Source organism: Sphingomonas albertensis (assembly GCF_014358075.1).
Classification (GTDB): domain Bacteria; phylum Pseudomonadota; class Alphaproteobacteria; order Sphingomonadales; family Sphingomonadaceae; genus Sphingomonas; species Sphingomonas albertensis.
In genome coordinates, this window is record NZ_JACONT010000046.1 from 1 (window position 1) to 21,494 (window position 21,494).

Annotated in this window: 22 protein-coding genes; 15 read left to right on the forward strand and 7 right to left on the reverse strand. The window is 66.7% G+C overall.

The genetic code is table 11. The annotated features are described in order from the left end of the window. Positions 1–720 precede the first annotated feature (720 nt). The 3 genes from H8S47_RS16430 to H8S47_RS16440 are packed head-to-tail and all read left to right on the forward strand — an operon-like array spanning position 721 to position 3,478. On the forward strand, positions 721–2,775 hold the full coding sequence (locus H8S47_RS16430; protein ID WP_187504860.1) for a carbon starvation CstA family protein: 2,055 nt from the start codon (positions 721–723) through the stop codon (positions 2,773–2,775). A gap of 41 nt (positions 2,776–2,816) precedes the next feature. Continuing rightward, the gene (locus H8S47_RS16435) at positions 2,817–2,960 is read left to right on the forward strand and encodes a YbdD/YjiX family protein (RefSeq protein ID WP_214655133.1); all 144 of its coding nucleotides are present in this window, start codon (positions 2,817–2,819) and stop codon (positions 2,958–2,960) included. Then, positions 2,957–3,478, forward strand: coding sequence for a biliverdin-producing heme oxygenase (locus H8S47_RS16440; protein WP_187504861.1), 522 nt, complete (start codon positions 2,957–2,959; stop codon positions 3,476–3,478). Before H8S47_RS16435 ends, H8S47_RS16440 begins: the two co-directional genes overlap by 4 nt. A 39-nt stretch (positions 3,479–3,517) precedes the next feature. Here the strand turns inward: H8S47_RS16440 and H8S47_RS16445 are convergent, their stop codons facing one another. Beyond that, on the reverse strand, positions 3,518–3,820 hold the full coding sequence (locus H8S47_RS16445) for a polyhydroxyalkanoic acid system family protein (RefSeq protein WP_056411856.1): 303 nt from the start codon (positions 3,818–3,820) through the stop codon (positions 3,518–3,520). Positions 3,821–3,829: 9 nt separating this feature from the next. Further along, entirely contained in the window at positions 3,830–4,249 is a 420-nt protein-coding gene (locus tag H8S47_RS16450; RefSeq protein ID WP_187504862.1) for a VOC family protein, read from the reverse strand. 368 nt (positions 4,250–4,617) lie between these two features. Here H8S47_RS16450 and lnt point away from each other — a divergent pair, with 368 nt between their 5' ends. Continuing rightward, a complete protein-coding gene (gene lnt, locus H8S47_RS16455) occupies positions 4,618–6,162 on the forward strand; it encodes an apolipoprotein N-acyltransferase (RefSeq protein ID WP_187504863.1) in 1,545 nt (514 codons plus the stop codon). Between the two features lie 59 nt (positions 6,163–6,221). Continuing rightward, positions 6,222–7,439, forward strand: coding sequence for a methionine adenosyltransferase (gene metK / locus H8S47_RS16460; RefSeq protein ID WP_187504864.1), 1,218 nt, complete (start codon positions 6,222–6,224; stop codon positions 7,437–7,439). Between the two features lie 253 nt (positions 7,440–7,692). Here the strand turns inward: metK and H8S47_RS16465 are convergent, their stop codons facing one another. The 4 genes from H8S47_RS16465 to H8S47_RS16480 all read right to left on the reverse strand — a co-directional run bounded on the left by H8S47_RS16465 (position 7,693) and on the right by H8S47_RS16480 (position 10,767). Next, a complete protein-coding gene (locus H8S47_RS16465; RefSeq protein ID WP_187504865.1) occupies positions 7,693–8,766 on the reverse strand; it encodes an AI-2E family transporter in 1,074 nt (357 codons plus the stop codon). Positions 8,767–8,895: 129 nt separating this feature from the next. Further along, complete coding sequence (locus H8S47_RS16470; RefSeq protein WP_187504866.1) at positions 8,896–9,180, reverse strand: hypothetical protein; 285 nt, start codon at positions 9,178–9,180, stop codon at positions 8,896–8,898. A gap of 94 nt (positions 9,181–9,274) precedes the next feature. After that, positions 9,275–9,910, reverse strand: a complete 636-nt coding sequence (locus H8S47_RS16475) for a phosphatase PAP2 family protein (RefSeq protein ID WP_187504867.1) — start codon at positions 9,908–9,910, stop codon at positions 9,275–9,277. Continuing rightward, positions 9,910–10,767, reverse strand: coding sequence for a formate/nitrite transporter family protein (locus tag H8S47_RS16480; RefSeq protein WP_187504868.1), 858 nt, complete (start codon positions 10,765–10,767; stop codon positions 9,910–9,912). Before H8S47_RS16480 ends, H8S47_RS16475 begins: the two co-directional genes overlap by 1 nt. 65 nt (positions 10,768–10,832) lie before the next feature. On the opposite strand from H8S47_RS16480, the gene trmB reads away from it, so the two are divergent. Next, positions 10,833–11,513 carry a tRNA (guanosine(46)-N7)-methyltransferase TrmB gene (gene trmB / locus H8S47_RS16485; protein WP_187504869.1) on the forward strand — a complete coding sequence of 227 codons (681 nt, stop codon included), beginning with the start codon at positions 10,833–10,835 and terminating at the stop codon, positions 11,511–11,513. Between the two features lie 48 nt (positions 11,514–11,561). On the opposite strand, the gene H8S47_RS16490 is transcribed toward trmB, so the two are convergent. After that, positions 11,562–12,317, reverse strand: a complete 756-nt coding sequence (locus H8S47_RS16490) for an SDR family oxidoreductase (RefSeq protein ID WP_187504870.1) — start codon at positions 12,315–12,317, stop codon at positions 11,562–11,564. A 217-nt stretch (positions 12,318–12,534) separates the two neighbouring features. Here H8S47_RS16490 and H8S47_RS16495 point away from each other — a divergent pair, with 217 nt between their 5' ends. The 9 genes from H8S47_RS16495 (at position 12,535) to H8S47_RS16535 (ending at position 21,475) form a co-directional block, all read left to right on the forward strand. Next, entirely contained in the window at positions 12,535–13,761 is a 1,227-nt protein-coding gene (locus H8S47_RS16495; RefSeq protein ID WP_187504871.1) for an ATP-binding protein, read from the forward strand. A 46-nt stretch (positions 13,762–13,807) separates the two neighbouring features. Further along, positions 13,808–14,878, forward strand: a complete 1,071-nt coding sequence (locus tag H8S47_RS16500; RefSeq protein WP_187504872.1) for a substrate-binding domain-containing protein — start codon at positions 13,808–13,810, stop codon at positions 14,876–14,878. Between the two features lie 295 nt (positions 14,879–15,173). Then, positions 15,174–16,550, forward strand: coding sequence for a phosphate ABC transporter permease subunit PstC (gene pstC / locus H8S47_RS16505; protein WP_187504873.1), 1,377 nt, complete (start codon positions 15,174–15,176; stop codon positions 16,548–16,550). Further along, a complete protein-coding gene (gene pstA, locus H8S47_RS16510) occupies positions 16,543–17,841 on the forward strand; it encodes a phosphate ABC transporter permease PstA (RefSeq protein ID WP_187504874.1) in 1,299 nt (432 codons plus the stop codon). The genes pstC and pstA overlap by 8 nt, the downstream gene beginning before the upstream one ends. Further along, on the forward strand, positions 17,841–18,620 hold the full coding sequence (gene pstB / locus H8S47_RS16515; protein ID WP_187504875.1) for a phosphate ABC transporter ATP-binding protein PstB: 780 nt from the start codon (positions 17,841–17,843) through the stop codon (positions 18,618–18,620). The genes pstA and pstB overlap by 1 nt, the downstream gene beginning before the upstream one ends. Before the next feature lie 14 nt (positions 18,621–18,634). After that, positions 18,635–19,324 carry a phosphate signaling complex protein PhoU gene (gene phoU, locus H8S47_RS16520; RefSeq protein ID WP_187504876.1) on the forward strand — a complete coding sequence of 230 codons (690 nt, stop codon included), beginning with the start codon at positions 18,635–18,637 and terminating at the stop codon, positions 19,322–19,324. Beyond that, on the forward strand, positions 19,324–20,016 hold the full coding sequence (gene phoB, locus H8S47_RS16525; protein ID WP_055873047.1) for a phosphate regulon transcriptional regulator PhoB: 693 nt from the start codon (positions 19,324–19,326) through the stop codon (positions 20,014–20,016). The genes phoU and phoB overlap by 1 nt, the downstream gene beginning before the upstream one ends. A 116-nt stretch (positions 20,017–20,132) precedes the next feature. Then, the gene (locus tag H8S47_RS16530; RefSeq protein WP_187504877.1) at positions 20,133–20,480 is read left to right on the forward strand and encodes a hypothetical protein; all 348 of its coding nucleotides are present in this window, start codon (positions 20,133–20,135) and stop codon (positions 20,478–20,480) included. 95 nt (positions 20,481–20,575) lie between these two features. Continuing rightward, complete coding sequence (locus tag H8S47_RS16535) at positions 20,576–21,475, forward strand: SDR family NAD(P)-dependent oxidoreductase (RefSeq protein WP_187504878.1); 900 nt, start codon at positions 20,576–20,578, stop codon at positions 21,473–21,475. Positions 21,476–21,494 lie beyond the last annotated feature (19 nt).

Genomic DNA, 21,494 nt, shown 5'->3' on the forward strand with positions numbered 1-21,494 from the left:
GGTATTGCGCGTCTCGCGCGGTCAGGGCGGGCGACCCGGCTATCGAACAGGTCTCGCGTCCTTCGCTCTACTTCTCGAGTCCCTCGCGATAATTTCCATCGCTATAATTAGAGCGTGACGTCGACGGGCATGCGCGCGCTGTTCCCCCGCGAAGGCGGGGGTCCAGGATAGCGGTGTACGACGCTATTCAACTGGGCCCCCGCGTCCGCGAGGGAACGCTCTCGATGTGGATCACATCTGCATCGCGCTAGCCCTGCGTCCCCTGTGATGCATCAAAGAGTTTCACCCCTTCCCCGTCATGCCGGGCTCGTTCCGGCATCCACCGTTCCGCATGCTCGCGGTCCGTGGAGTGTGCGGCACGGTGGGCCCCGGCCTCCGCCGGGGTGACGGAAGAGAGGTGTACGCCGCTTTTTGAGCGAGGTGCTATCGAGGTTGCAGCACTCTAATCCATCACGGTGTTCCGGCCAGTTGCCAGAAGTGTATCACGCCTCACCAACCAGCGGCTCCACCCCGGCGAAGGCCGGGGCCCAATTGGGGGACGGCAATGGCGACGCTCCCCGCTCCGTTGCGGCAACCTTTCCATTTGGGCCCCAGCCTCCGCCGGGGTGGAGTTCGCCACCGGGGCGGGGCTCGCAGCCGGAGCCGACCCTTAATCTAGGCTAGCGCTCGCCTCCCGAATACGCGATGTCGCCAGCACGGACCGCAAGGGAGGGCGCGCACATGACACTACGCGAGAAGATCGGTTGGGGCGCTCTCGCTCTGCTAGGCGCCTGCGCGCTCGCGGTCGTCGCGTTCGAGCGGGGCGAGCATGTCAACGCGCTGTGGATCGTCACCGCCGCCGTCTCCGTCCAGCTGATCGCGTACCGCTTCTACGCACGCTACATCGCGCGGCACGTCATGCAGCTCGACCCGTCACGGCAAACCCCGGCGCTGCGTCGCGCCGACGGCCTCGACTATGTCGCAACCGACCGCAACGTCCTGTTCGGGCATCACTTCGCCGCCATCGCCGGTGCGGGCCCGCTCGTCGGCCCGGTGCTCGCCGCGCAGATGGGTTACCTCCCCGGCACGCTCTGGATCCTCGCAGGCGTCGTGCTCGCGGGCGCGGTGCAGGACTTCATGATCCTGTTCATCTCGATGCGCCGCGACGGGCGGTCGCTCGGCGAACTGATCCGCATGGAAATGGGCGCGATCCCCGGCGTGATCGCGCTGATCGGCGCGTTCGCGATCATGGTCATCATCCTCGCCGTACTCGCGCTGATCGTCGTGCGCGCGCTCGCCGGCAGCCCGTGGGGGCTGTTCACCGTCGCCGCGACGATCCCGCTGGCGTTCATGATGGGGATCTACACGCGCTGGATCCGCCCCGGTAAGGTCGGCGAGGTCTCCGTTCTAGGCGTCATCGGGCTGCTCGCCGCGATCGTCTATGGCGGTACCGTCGCTGCCTCGCCGACGCTCGCGCCGCTGTTCACGCTGACGCCGGTGCAGCTGTGCGTGCTGATGGTCGGCTACGGCGCGGTCGCCTCCGTCCTGCCGGTGTGGCTGCTGCTCGCACCGCGCGACTACCTGTCGACCTTCCTCAAGATCGGCGCGATCGTCGCGCTGGCGATCGGCATCGCCGTCGTCGCGCCGCCACTGCGGATGCCTGCGCTGACCCCGTTCATCGACGGATCCGGCCCGGTCTGGTCGGGTGGGCTCTTCCCGTTCCTGTTCATCACGATCGCGTGCGGCGCGGTCTCGGGCTTCCACGCGCTGATCGCGAGCGGCACCACGCCGAAGCTGATCGCCAGCGAGGGCCACGCGCAGTTCATCGGCTACGGCGCGATGCTGATGGAGAGCTTCGTCGCGATCATGGCGCTGGTCGGTGCATCGATCCTCGATCCCGGCGTGTATTTCGCGATGAACAGCCCGGCGGCGGTGGTCGGTACCGACTTCGCCTCCGCTGCGACCGCGGTCACCGCGATGGGCTTCCCGATCACGCCCGAACTGCTCGCGCAGACCGCAAAGGACGTCGGCGAGACCACGATCGTCAGCCGGACAGGCGGCGCGCCGACGCTGGCGGTGGCGATGGCGGAGATCTTCAGCAACCTGATCGGCGGACAGGCGATGAAGGCGTTCTGGTATCACTTCGCGATCCTGTTCGAGGCGCTGTTCATCCTGACCGCGGTCGACGCGGGCACCCGCGCCGGGCGGTTCATGTTGCAGGATTTGATCGGGCTGGCGGTACCGTCGTTCCGCAATGCCTCGGCGATCGTGCCGGGTCTCATCGCGACCGCGCTCTGCGTGACCGCCTGGGGCTTCTTCCTGTACCAGGGCGTCACCGATCCGCTCGGCGGGGTGAACACGCTATGGCCGCTGTTCGGAATCTCGAACCAGATGCTCGCGGCAGTCGCACTGGTGCTGGCGACGGTCGTGCTGTTCCGGATGAAGCGTCAGCGTTACGCGTGGGTGACGATCCTTCCCGCTGCATGGCTGTGCCTGTGCACGATCACCGCGGGGTTGATGAAGCTGTTCGCGAGCGATCCGAAGGTCGGCTTCCTCGCACATGCGTCGAAGTTCGCGAATGCGGCGGCGCGCGGTGAGCTGCTCGCGCCGGCCAAGACGATGGCGGAGATGCAGCGGATCGTGCTCAACGACCGGATCGATGCGGGGCTGTGCGCGCTGTTCCTTGCGGTGGTGCTGTCGATCGTGTTCTTCGGCGTTCGCACCTGTCTCGCCGCGCTGAAGATCGACCGGCCAACCGTCACCGAAGTCCCGCCGCAGCTGGTGGCTGCGGATTGATCCGCGCGCTCTATGCGAAGGCGCGCGAGACCGCGCTGCTGATGGTCGGCGTGCCGTCCTACGCCGCCTATCGCCAGCACATGGCCGAGCGCCATCCGGACCACGCACCGATGGACGAACGCGCGTTCTTCCGCGATCGGCAGGAGGCGCGGTACGGCAGCAAGGGCGGGGGACGCTGCTGTTGACGGACGGGCTTTCGACCGTCGCGCGCCTCCGGGCAGCGACGGCGAGCGATCACGACGCGGTCGATGCCGGGTTCGGACGCTATGACCTTAGCGACGCGGACGGTTACCGCGCGTTCCTGATCGCGCATGCCAGGGCGTTGCCCGCGGTCGAGGCTTGGTTGGAAGGCATTCCCGATCTTGCCGCCGTCCGATCTCGGAGTGAGGCGCTTGCCGCCGATCTCGCCGCTCTGGGCGAGGAGATGCCTGCGCCGATGGCCTTCGACCTGGCGCCGAGCGAAGCGGCCGGCTGGGGTGCGATGTACGTGGTCGAGGGCTCGCGGCTCGGCGGCATCATGTTGTCGCGATCGGTGCCCGACGACATGCCGTCGGCGTATCTCGGCGCGAAACATCTGTCGGGCGAATGGCGCGCGTTGCTGGCCGCGATCGACCGGCAGCCTGCCGACGAAGCGTGGGTCGCGGACGCGGTCGCCGGCGCCAAGGCTGCGTTCGCGCTGTATCGGTGCGCGCCGGAGGCCTGATCCGCCCCCGGGCGCCCTGTCTGTGTCGGCAAGGCGGGATCAGCGCAGGAGCTTCGGTGCTTCCTTTCGGATCATGTCCTGGATCTTGCTCGCGAACAGCCCGAGGATGCCGGGCAGGTCGACGACCGCGTGGACGTTGGTCTCGAACACCGTGACCGCGCTGGCGATCGTCTGGCCCATCGCCTGGATGGTGAAGTGCAGCGTGTCGCCGTCCCAGCGATGATCGGTCACCGACCCGCCGGGGATGCTAGCGCTGATCTTGTCGATCCCGCCATCGAGCCGCGCGCGGACTGCCGCCTTGCCGAGCTGATGGGGAACGTCGACGGTGATGGGGTTGGCCATGAATAGTCCTTAAGTCGCGAAAAGCATGTCGTCGTTGGCGAACGCCTTGAACTCGAGAGCGTTGCCGCTGGGGTCAAGAAAGAACATCGTCGCCTGTTCGCCGGGCTGGCCCTTGAAGCGGACATAGGGCGCGATCCCGAACTTTACGCCCGCGGCGGTGACGCGTTCCGACAGCGTGGTCCAGTCGTCCATCGTCAGGACGACGCCGAAATGCGGCACGGGGACGGCGTGCCCATCCACCGCATTCTCGATCGCGACGGGTTTTGCCGAAGGGTCGAGGTGGGCGACGATCTGGTGGCCGAACAGGTCGAAATCGATCCACTGGTCGCTGGACCGCCCTTCGGGGCAGCCGAGCGTGGCGCCGTAGAAGGCGCGGGCGGCGGTTAGGTCATGGACGGGGAAGGCGAGGTGGAAGGGGCGTAGGGTCATTTGGGGAGGATAGGTCGTGGTTCGAAGTTCGTCGACCCGGGGTTTTCGGTGGGGGATTTCCTCCACCGTTAAGTCAGTGGCCCTCTCTTGTTCTGGCGTCGGCGCCCTTCCCCCATGCACCACCCATCGCGCGCTCTTGCCGATCGGACGCTTCCCCATCCCCCTGCACCTCCCTGGCGGAGGCCGGGGTCCAGTTGGGGGACGTTGCTAACGGCGGACAGCGCTGCGTTACTACCACCTTTCCAACTGGGCCCCGGCCTCCGCCGGGGTGGTACCTCATGGGGGAGCCACAATGAATGCAACCGACGGCTCGTTCATCCCAAGGCTAAGACATTGCCCCACCCCGTCCGCCACGCCATAGCGCCAGCGTGACCCGCTACCCCGCCCTCGCCTGCCTCATCCTCGGCGCGCTCGCCGCCACCGGCTTCGCCCCGCTTGACCTCTGGCCACTCACCCTCGTCGCGTTCGCGCTCTGGATGAAGCTCGTCCACGATGCGCCGACCCTGCGCAGCGTGTTGTGGCGTGGGTGGGTGTTCGGGGTCGGGCATTTCACCGTCAACAACAACTGGTTCCAGCATGCGTTCGACTTCCAGGACGCGATGCCGCCGGTGCTCGGGTACTTCGCGGCGGTCGGGCTTGCCCTGTATCTAGCGGTATTCCCCATGCTGGCGGGCGGCGTTGCCTGGCGGATCGCGCGACGGCCCGCCGCGCCCGATGCGACGTTCGTGCTGATGTTCGGCGCAGCGTGGATCGCGACCGAATGGCTGCGCGCGACGCTGTTCACGGGTTACGCCTGGGATCCGCTCAGCGTCGTCTGGCTGCCCGCGATCGGCGTCGCGCGGCTGTCGGCTTGGGTCGGGACGTATGCACTGTCGGGGGTAACGATCCTCGCCGCGGGTGCGCTGCTGATGCTCGCTGTCCGCCGCTGGACTCTGCCGGCGATCGCCCTTCCCACGCTGAGCCTCGCGGCACTGTCCGCGCTCTGGACGAACGCGCCGCCCCCCGCCCCCGGCACGCCTTTGGTCCGCGTGATCCAGCCCGATATCGGCCAGGAAGATCGCAGTGAAACCGACGGCGAACGCGTTCTTTCTGCGCTGGAGAAGCTGTCCGGCCAGGGCGGCGCCACGCCCCGCCTCGTCGTCTGGCCCGAGGGCGTCGTGCGCGACTACGTCGAGGATGGCTATCCGTTCTACGCCTATGGCTGGTCGAGCCCACTCTACCTCCGCCGCCGCATGGCGCGGCTGCTGGGCCCCGACGACATCCTGCTGATCGGCGGCACCGCGCTCGAGTTCAACGCCAAGGATGAGATCTCCGGCGCGGCGAATTCGGTGTTCGCGCTCGATGCCCAAGCCCGGCTGCGGGGGCGGTACGACAAGGCGCACCTGGTGCCGTATGGCGAGTATCTACCAATGCCGTGGTTGCTGAAGCCGCTCGGGCTCGCGCGCCTCGTGCCCGGGGACATCGACTTCACCTCGGGCACGGGGCCCGCGAACCTGACGCTGCCCGGCTTCGGCTCGATCGGGATGCAGATCTGCTACGAGATCATCTTCTCGGGCGAGGTCGTCGATCGTGCGCACCGGCCGCGTATCCTGTTCAACCCTTCGAACGACGCGTGGTTCGGCAAATGGGGGCCGCCGCAGCATCTCGCCCAGGCGCGGATGCGCGCGATCGAAGAAGGGCTGCCAATCCTCCGCGCGACACCGACCGGTATCTCCGCGATCATCGCCGCCGACGGCCGCCTCGTCGCGACCGTACCGCACGAAACCGCCGGTGCGATCGAGCGACCGATGCCCCCGGCGCTGCCCCCCACGCTATTCTCGCGCGTCGGCAATGCGATGGCGGCGATCATGGCCGCATTGATGCTCGTTACCGCAGTTGCCCTGCGCCGTCGCCAACGCTACAAGGACATATAAAGCTTTCCTTATATGTCGCTCCCCGGACTTTCCTGGGCGAGCCTTTGCGAAGAGGTTTCATGCGCAAGTCCTTTCTCTTCACCTCCGAATCGGTCTCCGAAGGCCATCCCGACAAGGTCGCCGACCAGATCAGCGACACGATCGTCGACCTGTTCCTCGCCAAGGACCCGCAGGCACGCATCGCCTGCGAGACGCTGACGACCACGCAGCTCGTCGTCCTCGCCGGTGAAATCCGCGGCAAGGGCATCTACGAGAACGACCAGTGGGCCGACGGCGTCCTGGAAGAGATCGAGGCGGCCGTCCGCAACACCGTCAAGGAAATCGGCTACGCGCAGACCGGTTTCCACTGGGAGACGTTCCGCTTCGAGAACAACCTCCACGGCCAGTCCGCACACATCGCGATGGGCGTCGACGAGAGCGGCAACAAGGACGAGGGCGCCGGCGACCAGGGCATCATGTTCGGCTACGCGACCGACGAGACCCCCGGCCTGATGCCCGCGACGCTGTATTACAGCCACAAGATCCTCGCCAAGATGGCCGAAGACCGTCACTCGGGCGCCGCGCCGTTCCTCGAGCCCGACGCCAAGAGCCAGGTCACGCTGTCGTACGAGAACGAAGTGCCGGTCGGCGCGACCGCCCTCGTCGTCTCGACGCAGCATGCGCCGGGCTATTGCGAGAAGGGCGACAACGCCGATCCCGCCAAGTACGCCGTGCTGCGCGACTATGTCATGGGCGTGTTCAAGGACGTGCTGCCCGACGGCTTCATCACCGACGAGACCGCGATCTACATCAACCCGACCGGCCAGTTCGAGATCGGTGGCCCCGACGGCGACGCCGGTGTTACCGGTCGTAAGATCATCGTCGACACCTACGGCGGCGCAGCCCCGCATGGCGGCGGCGCGTTCTCGGGCAAGGATCCGACGAAGGTCGATCGCTCGGCTGCGTATGTCGCACGCTATCTCGCGAAGAACGTCGTCGCTGCCGGCCTCGCGCGTCGCTGCACGATCCAGCTCAGCTATGCGATCGGTATCGCCGAGCCGCTGTCGGTGTATGTCGACACGCATGGCACCGGCACCGTCGAGGAAGCCAAGCTCGAGGCGGTCCTGCCGAAGCTCGTTCGCCTGACGCCGAAGGGCATCCGCGAGCATCTGAAGCTCAACGCGCCGATCTACAAGAAGACCGCGGCGTATGGGCATTTCGGTCGCGAGCCGCAGGGCGACACGTTCACCTGGGAAAAGACCGATCTGGTCGACGCGCTGAAGGCCGCTGTCGCCTGATAGCGACGGGTTTGAGGTTGTGAAAAAGCCTCCCGCGGACGGGTCCGCGGGAGGCTTTTTTGTTGGTCGGTCCTCTCGCGAACGAGCAACCCGGGCGACCTTAGCTCCAACATCTCAATCCTCCCCCGCAAGGGGGAGGTGGCGCCGAAGGTGACGGAGGGGGAGGACACGCAACCGCTGTTATTCCTACCTCCCCCTCCGTCAGGCTGCGCCTGCCACCTCCCCCTTGCGGGGGAGGATAAGACTGACCGCATCAGTCCTCGAGATGTCCCGGCTGGGCATGCCGTTGCTCGGTCAGAATTTGCCACGCGGTCAGGAACAGCGCCGCGACCAGCGGGCCGACGACGATGCCGCTCAGGCCGACGAGCTCGATCCCGCCGAGCGTCGTCACCAGCACGACGTAATCCGGGATCCCCGTGTCGCGGCCGACCAGGATCGGACGCAGGATGTTGTCGGCTAGGCCGATCACCACCACGCCCGAGACGATCACCACCACGCCCTGCCAGATCGCGCCCGTCGCGAGCAAGTACACCGCGACCGGCACCCACACGATCGCGGGGCCCAGCGCGGGCAACAGCGACGTCAGCGCCATCAGCAGGCCCCAGAGCAGCGCCGCCGGTACGCCGACGAGCCAGAACGTCAGGCCGCCGAGCGCACCCTGGACGAGCCCGACGATCACCGATCCCTTGATCGTCGCACGCACCACCGCGACGAACTTGTCGACAAGTTTCTCCGCCACCGAATGCTCGAACGGCAGCGAGCGGCGGATCGCCGGCCCGACCTTGTCGCCATCGCGGAGCAGGAAGAAGGTCACGTACAGCCCGACGCCGAAGGACAGCAGGAACGCGGCGGCATTGCGGCCGATCGAGAGAGCCTGCCCGGCGATCGAACGGACGCTGTTGCCGAGGATGGTCGACACGCGCGACTGCGCCTGTTCGAAGCTGTTCAGCCCGGCCTTGTCGAGCGCGCCCTGGATCCGGTTCGGCAGCGCGTCGTGGATCTGCTGGAAATACGCGCCGAAGTTGATCTGCCCGCTTTGCAGCTTGGCATAGACCGAGGCGGACTGGTCGATCACCAGGCTGCCGATGAACAGGGTCGGCACGATCACCGCGACGAAGATGATCAGCAGCGTCAGCGCCGCGGCGAGATTGCGGCGTTCCGGCCAGCGCTTGAGCAGCCAGTGATACAACGACTGGAACAGGATCGCCGCCAGCGCGCTCCACAGCAGCGCCGCCGCGAACGACGACACGACCACGCACAGAGCGATCGTGATCGCCACCAGGAAGGTGATGAAGCCCCCCGTTTCCAGTCGACGCCTGTCGATCATTGCCATGTCCTTCTTGTATCGACCGGTCGAGCCGGGCCGTTCGAATCCAACCATTCAAAACGTCAAAACCGCCCCCCGGTGCGTACCGAAGGGCGGCCCTGACGCTAGCGCGAGTTCGCGCCTAGACGATCAGCGGAGCTTTTCGCTGCCGTTGACCAGCGCGTCCTTCTGCGCCTGCGGCAGCGCCTGTGCGTTCACGTCGGCATCGTCGATCGCGTCCGACTGGCGCTCGGCGTTGTCGCGAACGGCTTCGGCACGATCTTCGAGATTGTCCGCGGCTGCCTCGAGTGCGTCGGCGCGGTTCTCGCCGGCGGCCTCGACCTGGCTGCCGAGCTTGTCGTCGCCCTTGCCTCCGCATGCTGCGAGGGGGAGTGCGATGGCGGCGATCAGCGTGGCGATGGCGAGTTTCTTCATGATACGGACTTCCCTGTTATGACGAGGTCGCAAACCGTCACGGGCTCGTAACGGTTCCATGCTCAGCCGCGTCGATCGAAAAAATCCGGGTTAATCAGGCGGTAGCGGGAGCGGGAGCGTCGAGCAGCGGCAGTTTCTCCACTGCGGCGTTTTCGATGACCGGCGCGACCCGGTCGAACACCGCGCTGACCAGTGCCTCCGCGATCCAGCCGACCGCAGCACCGACGACGAGGTCGGAGAGGTAATGCTTGCCGTTGAGCGGTTGTGCCGCCGCGACTACGCCGGTGACCAGCGCGGCCGGTGCCCCCGCCCCGTCGATATCGCGCGATGCCGCCCGCGCGACCGCGACCGCACCAGCCGTGTGGCCGGACGGGAACGAGGTCTGCTCGTGATCGTCGCTGTCGCCGGGCTCGAACCGCGCCTTGCCGTCCTCGATCGCCTTTTCGGGGCGCGTGCGGTCGATCGAACTCTTGATCGCCGATTTGACGAAGGTGGCCGCTGCGTGTGCAGCGAACATCCGCACGCCGCCGCGGATCATGTCGGGCCGACGCGCGACCAGCCCGATCACGACCGTCCCGAGCGAGGTCGCAACGAGCTGGGGCTGGTCGCCGATCTCGGCGAGGAAGCCGGTCGCTTTGACGATCGGCTTGTCGCGGTGCGCTGCCGCCTTGTGCGTCATGGCGCGATCCGCCTTCTCGACGGACTTCGCCGCCTGTTCGATATCGCCCATCAACGTGTCTCCCGGCCCAGTTTGTGGCTGCTCATCTCGCCGCGCACCTGTGCATGCGCCAACAGCGCGAACAACCCCGCACCGCCCAGCAAGTTGCCGAGGATCGCCGGCAGCATCAGGCCACCCAGCGCTTCGCCGGCGCCGACCTTACCCGCAAACAGCAGCAGCCACGCCTCCACCGATCCGACGATCGAATGGCTGAACGCGCCGATCGCGACCACATAGGTGACCGCGAAGATCACGAGGAACGACTGTTCGCGCGCGTTGGGCAGCGACCAGGCGAGGATCGCGATCATGAACCCGGCCGGGATCGCGTTGACGAACGTCGCGCCCGGCGAGAGTTCGGTGATCCCCAACGACACCTCGATCATCGCGGTGCGAAGCTCGCTGCCGCCGAGCAGGCCCGCCGCGATCATGCCGCCGGCCAGCGCGGTCCCGATCAGGTTGGCGCCCAGCACGACGCTCCAGAGCCGCAAGGTCCGCCGCAATGCCCAGCCCGACGGCTTGGTCACCAACGGCAACATCGCGGTGATCGTGCTCTCGGTGAACAGCTGCATCCGGCCGAGGACCACGACGAGAAACCCGATCGGGTAGCCGAGCGACACGACGATCGATCGCCACGGCGTATCGGGAATTGCCGCGTGAAGCGCACCCTCGGCGATCAGCGAACTGGCGATCGCCATGCCCGCCGCGAGCCCGGAAAAGAACAGCGACGAGATCGGTCGGTCGAGTTCGTCCTCGCCCTCCTCGCGCACGGCTTGGTGGAGGTCCTTGGCATCGGCGGCCTTGAGCGCGTCGATGTCGTCCTCTTTGGATCCGGCGGGATCGGGCGATGCGGAGGGGTGTGGTTCGGCCATTACGGATATGCAACGGCTCGCGAAGGACTTTGCTCCGGCGCCCCACACCGCTAGGGCACGCGGCGATGAACGATCCTTCTGTTATCCGCCGCCTTTACGGCCGTCGTCAGGGCCACAAGCTGCGCCTCGGCCAAGCCGCGCTCGTCGAGGAAACGCTTGCCGACCTGTCGGTGCCTGAAGAGGGTCCGATCGACGCGACGACTCTGTTCGGCGAAGACCGCCCCCTCCACGTCGAGATCGGCTTCGGCGCGGGCGAGCATTTGGCGGGGCAAGCCGCCATGAACCCCGACGTCGGCTTCATCGGTTGCGAACCGTTCCTCAACGGCGTGGTCGGCGCGCTTGCGCACATCCGCGACGGCGAACTGACCAACGTGCGGCTGCACATGGGCGATGCGCTGGAGGTGATCGAGCGCCTGCCCGACGCGAGCCTCGACCGGCTGTATCTGCTGCACCCCGATCCGTGGCGGAAGGCGCGCCACGCCAAGCGCCGCATGGTCAATCACGGTCCACTCGACACGATCGCCGCCAAGCTGAAACCCGGCGCGGAGTTTCGCCTCGGCACCGACGATCCGACCTATTGCCGCTGGTCGATGATGATCATGAACGCGCGTCGCGACTTTGAATGGCAGGCAAGGACGCCGCACGATTTCCTGACCCGCCCCGACGACTGGCCCGAAACCCGGTACGAGCGCAAGGCAAGGCGGCAGGGCCACGAGGTCTGGTATTACCGCTATCTGCGGGTCTGATCGGAAGGCGACGCTCTCGATTACGGTCGAGAGCGTCGCGGTGCGTCGTTATTCGGGGTTTGCTGCGGCGTTCACCTTGGCGAGCAACGTCTCGACCTGCTGGTCGCGCTCGGCGAAGCGTAGCGGCCGAACGCGCTGGACCAGTATCTCGGCGGGGGTCGGTTGTGCGTCGAACAGCGCGAGAACTTCGTCCGCGAACCCCTCGAGCGGCTGATAGCCGGGGCGTGTCGCCTGCCCTGGCGTCAGTTCGGTCTGCACGCCCGGCGGCGCCAGTTCGATGACCTCCACCTTGCCCTTCAACACCTCCCGCAACGAGACGGTGTAGGAATGCACCGCCGCCTTGGTGGCGGAATAGGTGGGTGCGACGATCAACGGTACGAAGCTCAGCCCCGACGTGACGTTGACGATCACGGAATCCGGACGCGCCACGAGATGATCGACCATCGCGTCGATCAGCCGGATCGGCCCCAGCACGTTGGTCGTGATCATCGCCTCCGCATCCGCGAGATCGCGCGCGGTATCGACCGTTTCGCGCCGCATGATGCCGGCGTTGTTGATCAGGACGTTCAGCGCGGGAAAACGATCGATGACGGTCTTGGCGAAGGCCGCGATCGCGGCGGGGTCCTCGACGTCGAGCGTCACCGCATGCATGTCGGCGCGCCCTTCGATCGCCTTGTCGAGCGCGTCCTGCCGGCGTCCGGCGATGATGACGGTGTTGCCGAGATCGTGGAACCGGTGCGCGAGGGCCTCGCCGATGCCCGAGCCGCCGCCGGTGATGAGAATGGTGTTGCCGGTCCGCTTCATGATCGCTCGCTCCTGTATCCGTCGCAGCCCATGTAGGCGGCCACGAACCTATGGAAAGACGCACGGCGAAAGATCGGTCCGCCATCCCGGCAGCAGGCGTCCGGGCATCCCCATCAAGACCATCGCCATCGAGACGAATGATGATTACCCCGTCCACCGATCCGTCTTAAGGAACGCCGTCTGCGGGCGAGCCCTGCCCCCATCCTGAGGAAATGCCATGTTGTCGGGATTTGGCCTGCGTACGTTCTGGGCGATCGTCGTCGTCGTCGTCGCGGCGGTGGCGGTGTTCGTTATCACGCGCGACGTGCAGGGGGCGATCGTGGCGCTGGTCGGCGGGATCGCGGCGGCGCTGGTCGCGGCAGGCACCGGCGACGAGGCCCCTGCCCCCACCGATACGAGCACGGCGACATCCTCCGTGCTCGACGACGTCCTCGACGCGATCGTCGCACCAGTGCTGCTGGTGCAGGACGGCCGGGTGACTCTGGCGAACACGGCGGCGCGGGCGTTGCTCGGCGCGCATATCCTGGGCGAGGATGCGCGGGTCGCGATCCGCCATCCCGCCGCCGCCGAGCGGCTCGGCACGCCGGGCCCGATCGATGGCGAGCGGCCGATCGAGCTGGTCGGGCTCGGCACCCGCGACCAGCGTTGGGAAATGCGGCTGGGCGAAGCGTCGGACGGTCAGCGGATCGTCCACCTGATCGACCAGACCGGCAATTACGCTGCCGAGCGGATGCGGATCGATTTCGTCGCCAACGCCAGCCACGAACTGCGCACGCCACTCGCGTCGATCCTCGGGTTTATCGAGACGCTGCGCGACGAGGCGGGCGAGGATGCCGAGGTTCGCGCGCGCTTCCTCAAGGTGATGGACGACGAGGCGCGGCGGATGCAGCGACTGGTCGAGGACCTGATCTCGCTGTCGCGCATCGAGGCGGAGAAGTTCCGCTTGCCCGACCAGGCGGTCGATCTCGCGCAACTGGTCGAGGACACGCGGGAGGAACTGGCGGAGGCAGCGGGCGATCGGGGTCGCGATCTGGTCGCGACGATCGATCCGGATCTTGCCGCGGTCTCGGGCGACCGCGTCCAGCTGTCGCAGATGCTCCACAATCTGATCGGCAACGCGATGAAATACGGCCGCGCGGGCACGCCGGTGACGATCGAACTGAAGCGCGACGACGCCGGCATGATCCGGCTTTCGATTCGCGACGAGGGCGACGGGATCGCGGCGGTGCACATCCCGCGGCTGACCGAGCGCTTCTATCGTGCGGACGCCGGGCGCAGCCGATCGCTGGGCGGAACGGGTCTCGGGCTGGCGATCGTCAAGCATATCGTCGAGCGCCACCGCGGCCGGCTCGATATCGCCAGCCAGGTCGGCGTGGGGACGACCGTCTCGGTGATTCTGCCACCGGGAACCAAAGCCTCGAAAGCTGCTGTCATAAAAGGGTAACCCAACTGTCACACAGGATCGCCTTAAGTACCGCTAAGGCCGGTGCATGACGGGAATTCTGGTGCAGCGGTTCGTTCTTCTTGGAGTGTTGGGAGCGGCGACGGGCGCTCTGGCCGCGTGCGTCGACCAGGCGAACGGCGGCGGCGCGGGCTCGCGTGACCAGATCACCGCGGTCGGGTCGTCGACGGTCTATCCGTTCACGACGATGATCGCCGAGCAGCTCGTCGCGAACGATCCCGATGCGAAGGCGCCGGTGATCGAATCGACCGGCACGGGCGCGGGCATGAAGCTGTTCTGCGCAGGCGTCGGCGCGGCGCACCCCGATATCGAGGACGCGTCGCGACGGATGAAGGCGAGCGAATATAAGAGCTGTGCCGAGAACGGCGTGCGCGACGTGATGGAAATCCAGGTCGGGATCGACGGCATCGCCTTTGCCGAGGCGAAGAACGGCCCCAAAATGCAGCTGACGCCGACCGATCTCTACAAGGCGCTCGCCGCCAATCCGGGCGGCAAGACGAACACCGCGCGGGTCTGGCGCGACGTCAATCCCGCGCTGCCCGCGGTGCCGATCCAGGTTTACGGCCCGCCGGCAACCAGCGGTACGCGCGATGCGCTGGCCGAGCTGATCCTGACCAAGGGGTGCGAGGACAGCGACCCAACCGCCAAGCCGCTCGCCAAGTCCGATCCGGATGCGCACAAGGCGCTCTGCACGCGGGTGCGCGAGGACGGCGTGTATGTCGATGCCGGCGAGAACGACAATCTGATCGTCCAGAAGCTGCAGTCGAATCCCAATGCGATCGGCGTGTTCGGCTACAGCTATCTCGAAGAGAACAAGGACGACGTGAACGGGGTGTCGATCTCGGGCGTCGCGCCGACCTACGCATCGATCGCGGACAACCGGTATCCGGGATCCCGGCCGCTATATATCTATGTGAAGAAGGCGCATCTGACCGCCATTCCAGGACTGCGGAACCTGCTCAAGCTATACGCCGCGAACTGGGGCGCGACCGGGCCGCTGGTAAAACGCGGACTGATCGCGGCACCGGCAGCGGTGCAGGCGCGCTCGGCAGCGATCATCGCGAACGAAACGGTGCTGGATCCGGCGGTGTTGTCGTGATGCGCTTTTCCTCCAACCGCACGCCCGTCCTAGTTCCCCCGCGAACGCGGGGGCCCAGGAGCCAAGCTCGATACCGGAACTTAGCTGGGCCCCCGCGTCCGCGGGGGAACGGAAGTTTTGCTGAGAAAACCTCTCACCACAAAGCCACCCCCCCGGCGCACGCAACCACCCCGGCGAAGGCCGGGGCCCAATTGGGCAACGCGCAGTTGGCTGATGCCGTGCGCCATTACCTCGACCTCCCCAATTGGGCCCCGGCCTTCGCCGGGGTGGTACTTATAGACGGGCGAGAACTATAATGTCCGCCATCGCCCTCCTCTTGCTCGTCCTCGGTCTAGGTCTGATCGGCTGGCTCACCGCCCGCGTCCGCGCTACGCGCTTCCGCGCCGGCAGCACCGTGCGGTTCAGTTCGCTCCCGTCGCACCATGGCTGGTTCGTCGCGCTGTGGACCGCCGTTCCTCCGCTGATCTTCCTCGTCATCTGGTCGATGACCTCACCCGCGCTCGTCACCGATACCGTGCTCGCGACGCCCGCGGCGATGCAGCTCCCACCGCCCGGCTTCGATCGCGCGTCGATCCTGTCCGAAGCGCGCAGCCTTGCCGAGGGGCGCAGCTTCGGCGCGTTCCACGGGCTCTCCCGGACGCTCGCCCCCTCCTACGCCGCCGCGCAGACCCGTTACGACTGGATCGCCACTGCCCTCGCGTTGCTGCTCGCCTTTGCCGGCGGCGCGTTTGCTTTCACCCGCGTGAAGCCCGGCTTCGGCGCGCGGACGCAGGTCGAGCGGGTGGTGATGCTGTTGCTGCTCGGCGCGTCGCTGATCGCGATCCTGACCACGGTCGGCATCGTCGCCTCGCTGCTGTACGAATCCGCGCGGTTCTTCTCGGTCGTGCCGATCACCGACTTCCTGTTCGGCACGCACTGGAGCCCGCAGGTCATCGACGGCCGCGATCCCGGCGCGTCGCTCGGCGCGGTGCCGTTGTTTTGGGGGACGTTCTTCATCGGCGCCGTGATCGCGATGATCGTCGCGATACCGTTCGGGCTGATGAGCGCGATCTACCTCACGCAATACGCCGCGCCGAACACGCGCAAATGGATGAAGCCGATCCTCGAGATGCTCGCGGGCGTCCCCACCGTCGTCTACGGCTATTTCGCGGCGCTGACCGTTGCGCCTGCGGTGCGCGACTTCGCGGTCTCGATCGGGATCAGCTGGGCGTCGTCCGAAAGCGCGCTCGCCGCCGGCCTCGTGATGGGCATCATGATCATCCCGTTCGTCTCGTCGATGGCAGACGATTCGATCGCCGCCGTGCCCTCGTCGATGCGCGACGGCAGCCTGGCGATGGGTGCGACCTCGTCCGAGACGATCCGCCGCGTGCTGCTCCCGGCCGCCCTCCCCGGCGTCGTCGGCGGCGTGCTGCTGGCCGTGTCGCGCGCGATCGGCGAGACCATGATCGTCGTCATGGCCGCCTCCGGCGTCGCGACGCTGACGCTCAACCCGTTCGCCAGCACCACCACCGTCACCAAGCAGATCGTCGACCTGCTGACCGGCGAGGCCGAGTTCGACAGCCCCAAGACGCTCGCCGCGTTTGCGCTGGGCCTGACGCTGTTCGTGGTCACGCTCCTTCTCAACATCGTCGCGCTGCGCGTCGTGAAACGGTACCGCGAAGCCTATGAGTGACACGCTCGTGCCCCAGATCCCTACGACGAACGCCGAGCCCGTGCGCCGCGTGCCGACCGACTGGACGACGGAAGCGATGCAGTCGCGGATCCGCCGCCGTTACGCGTCCGAGCGCCGCTTCCGCTTCGCCGGCCTCGCCGCGGTGTGGCTGTCCGCCGCGTTCCTCGCCTATCTGCTGGTCACGATGGTGATGCAGGGCGCGAGCGGCTTCGTCGAGACGCGCGTGTCGCTCCCGGTCGATCTCGCCGCCGCGAAACTGCCGATCGAGCCCGCCCGCCTCGTCGGTCGCGGCGCCGATCTCGCGCTCGCAGGCGCGGGTCTCGAAGGCACCGTGCTGGCTGCGGCGAGCACCACATACGGCAAGGACGGCGCGAACCTGCTGTCCGACGGCGCGTGGGCGGTGGTGCGCGATGCGATCAAGGCCGATCCGTCGCTGCTCCAGCGCAAGGCGGTGTTCGAAGTCCCCGTCTCCAGCCCGATCGACGTCGCCGCCAAGGGCAACGGCACACCCGATGCGGAGGCCGTCGTCGCCCGGTTGAAGGCGAGCGGCGCGCTGAGCCGGGGGTTCAACGCCGGCTTCCTGACCTCGGCGGACTCGACCGATGCCACCCGTGTCGGCATCTGGGGCGCGTTCAAGGGATCGCTGCTGACGATGGTCGTCACGCTGCTGCTCGCCTTCCCGATCGGCGTGCTGTCGGCACTGTATCTCGAGGAATATGCGCCGAAGAACCGCTGGACCGATCTGATCGAAGTGTCGATCAACAACCTCGCGGCGGTCCCCTCGATCATCTTCGGGTTGCTTGGGCTGGCGGTCTTTCTCGGCACGTTCGGCATGCCACGCTCGGCACCGATCGTCGGTGGTCTCACGCTCGCGCTGATGACGATGCCGGTCATCGTCATCGCCGGCCGCAACGCGATCAAGAGCGTGCCGCCCTCGATCCGCGACGCGGCACTCGGGATCGGCGCGTCGCCCGTCCAGGTCGTGTTCCACCACGTCCTGCCGCTCGCGCTGCCGGGCATCCTCACCGGCACGATCATCGGCATGGCGCGCGCGCTCGGCGAGACCGCGCCGCTGCTGATGATCGGCATGCGCGCGTTCATCGCCGCGCCGCCGTCCGGTCTCAAGGATCCCGCGACCGTGCTGCCCGTGCAGATCTTCCTCTGGTCCGATCAGGTCAGCCGCGGCTTCGTCGAGAAGACCTCCGCCGCGATCATCGTCCTGCTCGTGTTTCTGCTCGCGATGAACGGCGTCGCGATCTACCTCCGTAACCGATTCGAGACCCGCTGGTGATGACCAAGAACCTGAAAATGCCGATTCTCAAGATGACGGCGCGCAACGTCTCCGTCGCCTACGGCAGCAAGCTGGCGATCAACGATGTCTCGATCGACGTCGACCAGGACGAGGTCGTCGCGTTCATCGGCCCGTCCGGCTGCGGCAAGTCGACCTTCTTGCGCACGCTCAACCGCATGAACGACACCGTCGCCAGCGCCCGTGTGACTGGCGAGATCAAGCTCGACGGTCAGGACATCTATTCGCCCGACATGGACGTGGTGCAGCTCCGCGCTCGCGTCGGCATGGTGTTCCAGAAGCCCAACCCGTTCCCGAAATCGATCTACGAGAACGTCGCCTATGGCCCCCGCATCCACGGGCTGGCGGGCGCGAAGGCGGATCTCGACCGCATCGTCGAGAAGTCGCTGCGGCGTGCGGGCCTGTGGGACGAGGTCAAGGATCGCCTCAGCGACAGCGGCACCGCCTTGTCGGGCGGCCAGCAGCAGCGGCTGTGCATCGCACGTGCGATCGCGGTCGATCCCGAGGTCATCCTGATGGACGAGCCGTGTTCGGCGCTCGATCCGATCGCGACCGCCAAGATCGAGGAACTGATCCACGAACTGCGCGGCCGCTACGCCATGGTGATCGTCACGCACAACATGCAGCAGGCCGCGCGCGTCAGCCAGAAGACCGCGTTCTTCCACCTCGGCACGCTGGTCGAATACGGCAACACCTCGGACATCTTCACCAATCCCCGCGAAGAGCGGACCAAGGATTACATCACCGGCCGGTACGGCTGAGTGGGGGACCACGCATGAACACGCATACGGTCAAGGCCTTCGACAACGACATCGGCGAGCTGCGCGGGTTGATCTCGCAGATGGGCGGGCTCGCCGAGGACGCGATCGACAAGGCGATGCAGGCGCTGCAACGCAACGATCTCGCGCTCGCCGAACAGGTGCGCGTCGCCGACAAGCAGATCGACGTGATCGAGGCGGAGGTCGAGCGGCTGGCGGTGCGGATCATCGCGCTGCGCGCGCCAATGGCGGTCGATCTGCGCGAAGTGGTCGCCGCGCTGAAGATCGCCGGTGTCGTCGAGCGGATCGGCGACTATGCCAAGAACATCGCCAAGCGCGTGCCGATGATCGAGAGCGAGCACAGGATCGAGCCGATCTCGATCCTGCCCGCGATGGGCCGGATGGCGAGCGAGATGGTCCACGACGTGCTCGACGCGTTTGCCGCGCGCGATGCCGAAGAAGCGGTGCGCGTGGTCGAAAGCGACAATGCGCTCGACGATTTCTACGACAGCATCTTCCGCACGCTGGTGACCTACATGGTCGAGAACCCCAAGACGATCAGCCAGGTCGCGCATCTGCTGTTCGTCGCAAAGAACCTCGAGCGGATCGGCGATCACGCGACCAACGTCGCCGAGATGGTCTATTTCGCCGCGACTGGCACGCAGATGGTCGACCGCGAACGCGGCATCAAGCAGGAGCAAGCATAATGGCACGCGCGAAGATGCTGCTGGTCGAGGACGATGCGGCCCTCGCCGAATTGCTGGTCTGGCATTTCAAGCGCGAGGATTTCGAGATCGCGCATACCCCCGATGGCGAGGAAGCTTTGCTGCTCGCCAAGGAGAAGGTGCCCGATATCGTCCTGCTCGACTGGATGGTCGAGGGACTGTCGGGGATCGAGGTCTGTCGACGCCTGCGCCGCGCCCCCGAGACGCAGAACGTGCCGATCATCATGCTCACCGCACGCGGTGAGGAAGAGGATCGCGTCCGGGGTCTGGAAACCGGCGCCGACGATTACGTGACGAAGCCGTTCTCGCCGCGCGAACTCGTCGCGCGCGTGGGGGCCGTGCTGCGCCGGGTGCGCCCTGCCCTCGCCGGCGAAGCGCTCAGCTATGCCGACATCGAGATGGACACGGTCGGCCACAAGGTCCGTCGCTCGGGCGAGGTCGTGTCGCTCGGACCGACCGAGTTCCGCCTGCTGAAGCATTTCCTCGAGCATCCGGGCTGGGTGTTCTCGCGCGAACGGCTGCTCGATGCGGTGTGGGGACATGACAGCGATATCGAGAGCCGGACGGTCGACGTGCACATCCGGCGGCTCCGGAAAGCGATCAACGTCGGCGAGCGTCCGGACATCATCCGCACCGTCCGTTCGGCGGGGTATTCACTCGATACGGGCGGATAAGGACTCTGTCCCGCGATGGGGCGAATGGAATCGGATGCGAAACGAAGGACCCAAGCGCGACTTAGTGCGTTCAGACGTCGCGCTACCAAAATGGTGCACCCATTTAGGAGATTCGTATGAAGTCCATTCTTCTCGCCGCTGCCGCTCTTCTCGCGTCGCCCGTGATCGCCCAGACGACCCCGCCGGCCGATCCCGCCGCGCAGACCGCACCGGCCGATCCCGCGATGCAGACGGCACCCGCGGACCAGGCAGCCCCTGCTGACCCCGCAGCACCTGCAGATCCGGCAATGGCGGCTCCCGCCGATCCGGCCGCAGCACCCGCCGCACCTATGGCAGCACCTGCCCCGACCGGTGGCGTGACGTTCGGTCAGCCGACGGTAACCCCGCCGACGCCGGCACCCGCCGAGTATCCGGTGTGCTCGAAGACGGTCAAGGACGGCTGCCGTAACCGCGGCGGCAAGTAATTTACGCAGCAAGCGGCAGGTGATCCTGCCGCTTGCCTAGCCAGCTTTACGTTCTAGGAAAGGCGCTCCAACTATAAGAGAGGAGCGCCTTTTCCATGTCTATTCGCTTTGAGGGCCGGGTTGCCATCGTCACCGGCGCAGGCGGCGGCTTGGGCCGCGAATATGCGCTCGAACTCGCCCGCCGCGGCGCGAAAGTCGTGGTCAACGATCTCGGCGCGTCGCGCGACGGCACCGGACATTCGGACGCTGCGCTGAAAGTCGTCGAGGAAATCGAAGCGGCCGGCGGCGAAGCGATGTCGAACGGCGGCAGCGTCACCGACTACGACCAGATGGTCGAAATGGTCGCCCGCGCTTCCGAGAAATGGGGCGGCGTCCACATCCTCATCAACAACGCCGGCGTGCTGCGCGACAAGAGCTTCGCCAAGATGGAGCCCGCCGACTTCAAGTTCGTCGTCGACGTCCACCTGAACGGCTCGGCCAACGCCACCAAGGCGGTATGGGACACGATGCGCGGCCAGAATTACGGCCGCATCCTGATGACCGCGTCGTCGACGGGCCTTTACGGCAATTTCGGCCAGGCGAATTACGGTGCCGCGAAGCTCGGCCTCGCGGGGCTGACCAAGACGCTCGCGATCGAGGGTGCGAAGAACAACATCAAGGTCAACACGATCGCCCCGACCGCGGGCACGCGGATGACGCAGGACATCTTTCCCGAGGAAGCGTTCAAGGCCTTCTCCCCTGACAAGGTCGCCCCCGCCGCGGTGTTCCTCGTGTCGGAAGATGCCCCTACCAACATGATCGTCGGTGCCGGTGCCGGCGTGTTCCAGGCGGCGTACGTGACACTGACTCAAGGCAAGCTGCTGACGGGCGATGATCTGTCGGTCGAGGGTGTCGCGGCGAATTGGGACGCGATCATCGACCGCACGGGCGAGATCGTCCCGCAGTCGGGCTCGGAACAGTCGATGACTATTCTGAGCAAGCTGCAGGGGCGCTGATCTACCGTTCCCCCGCGAA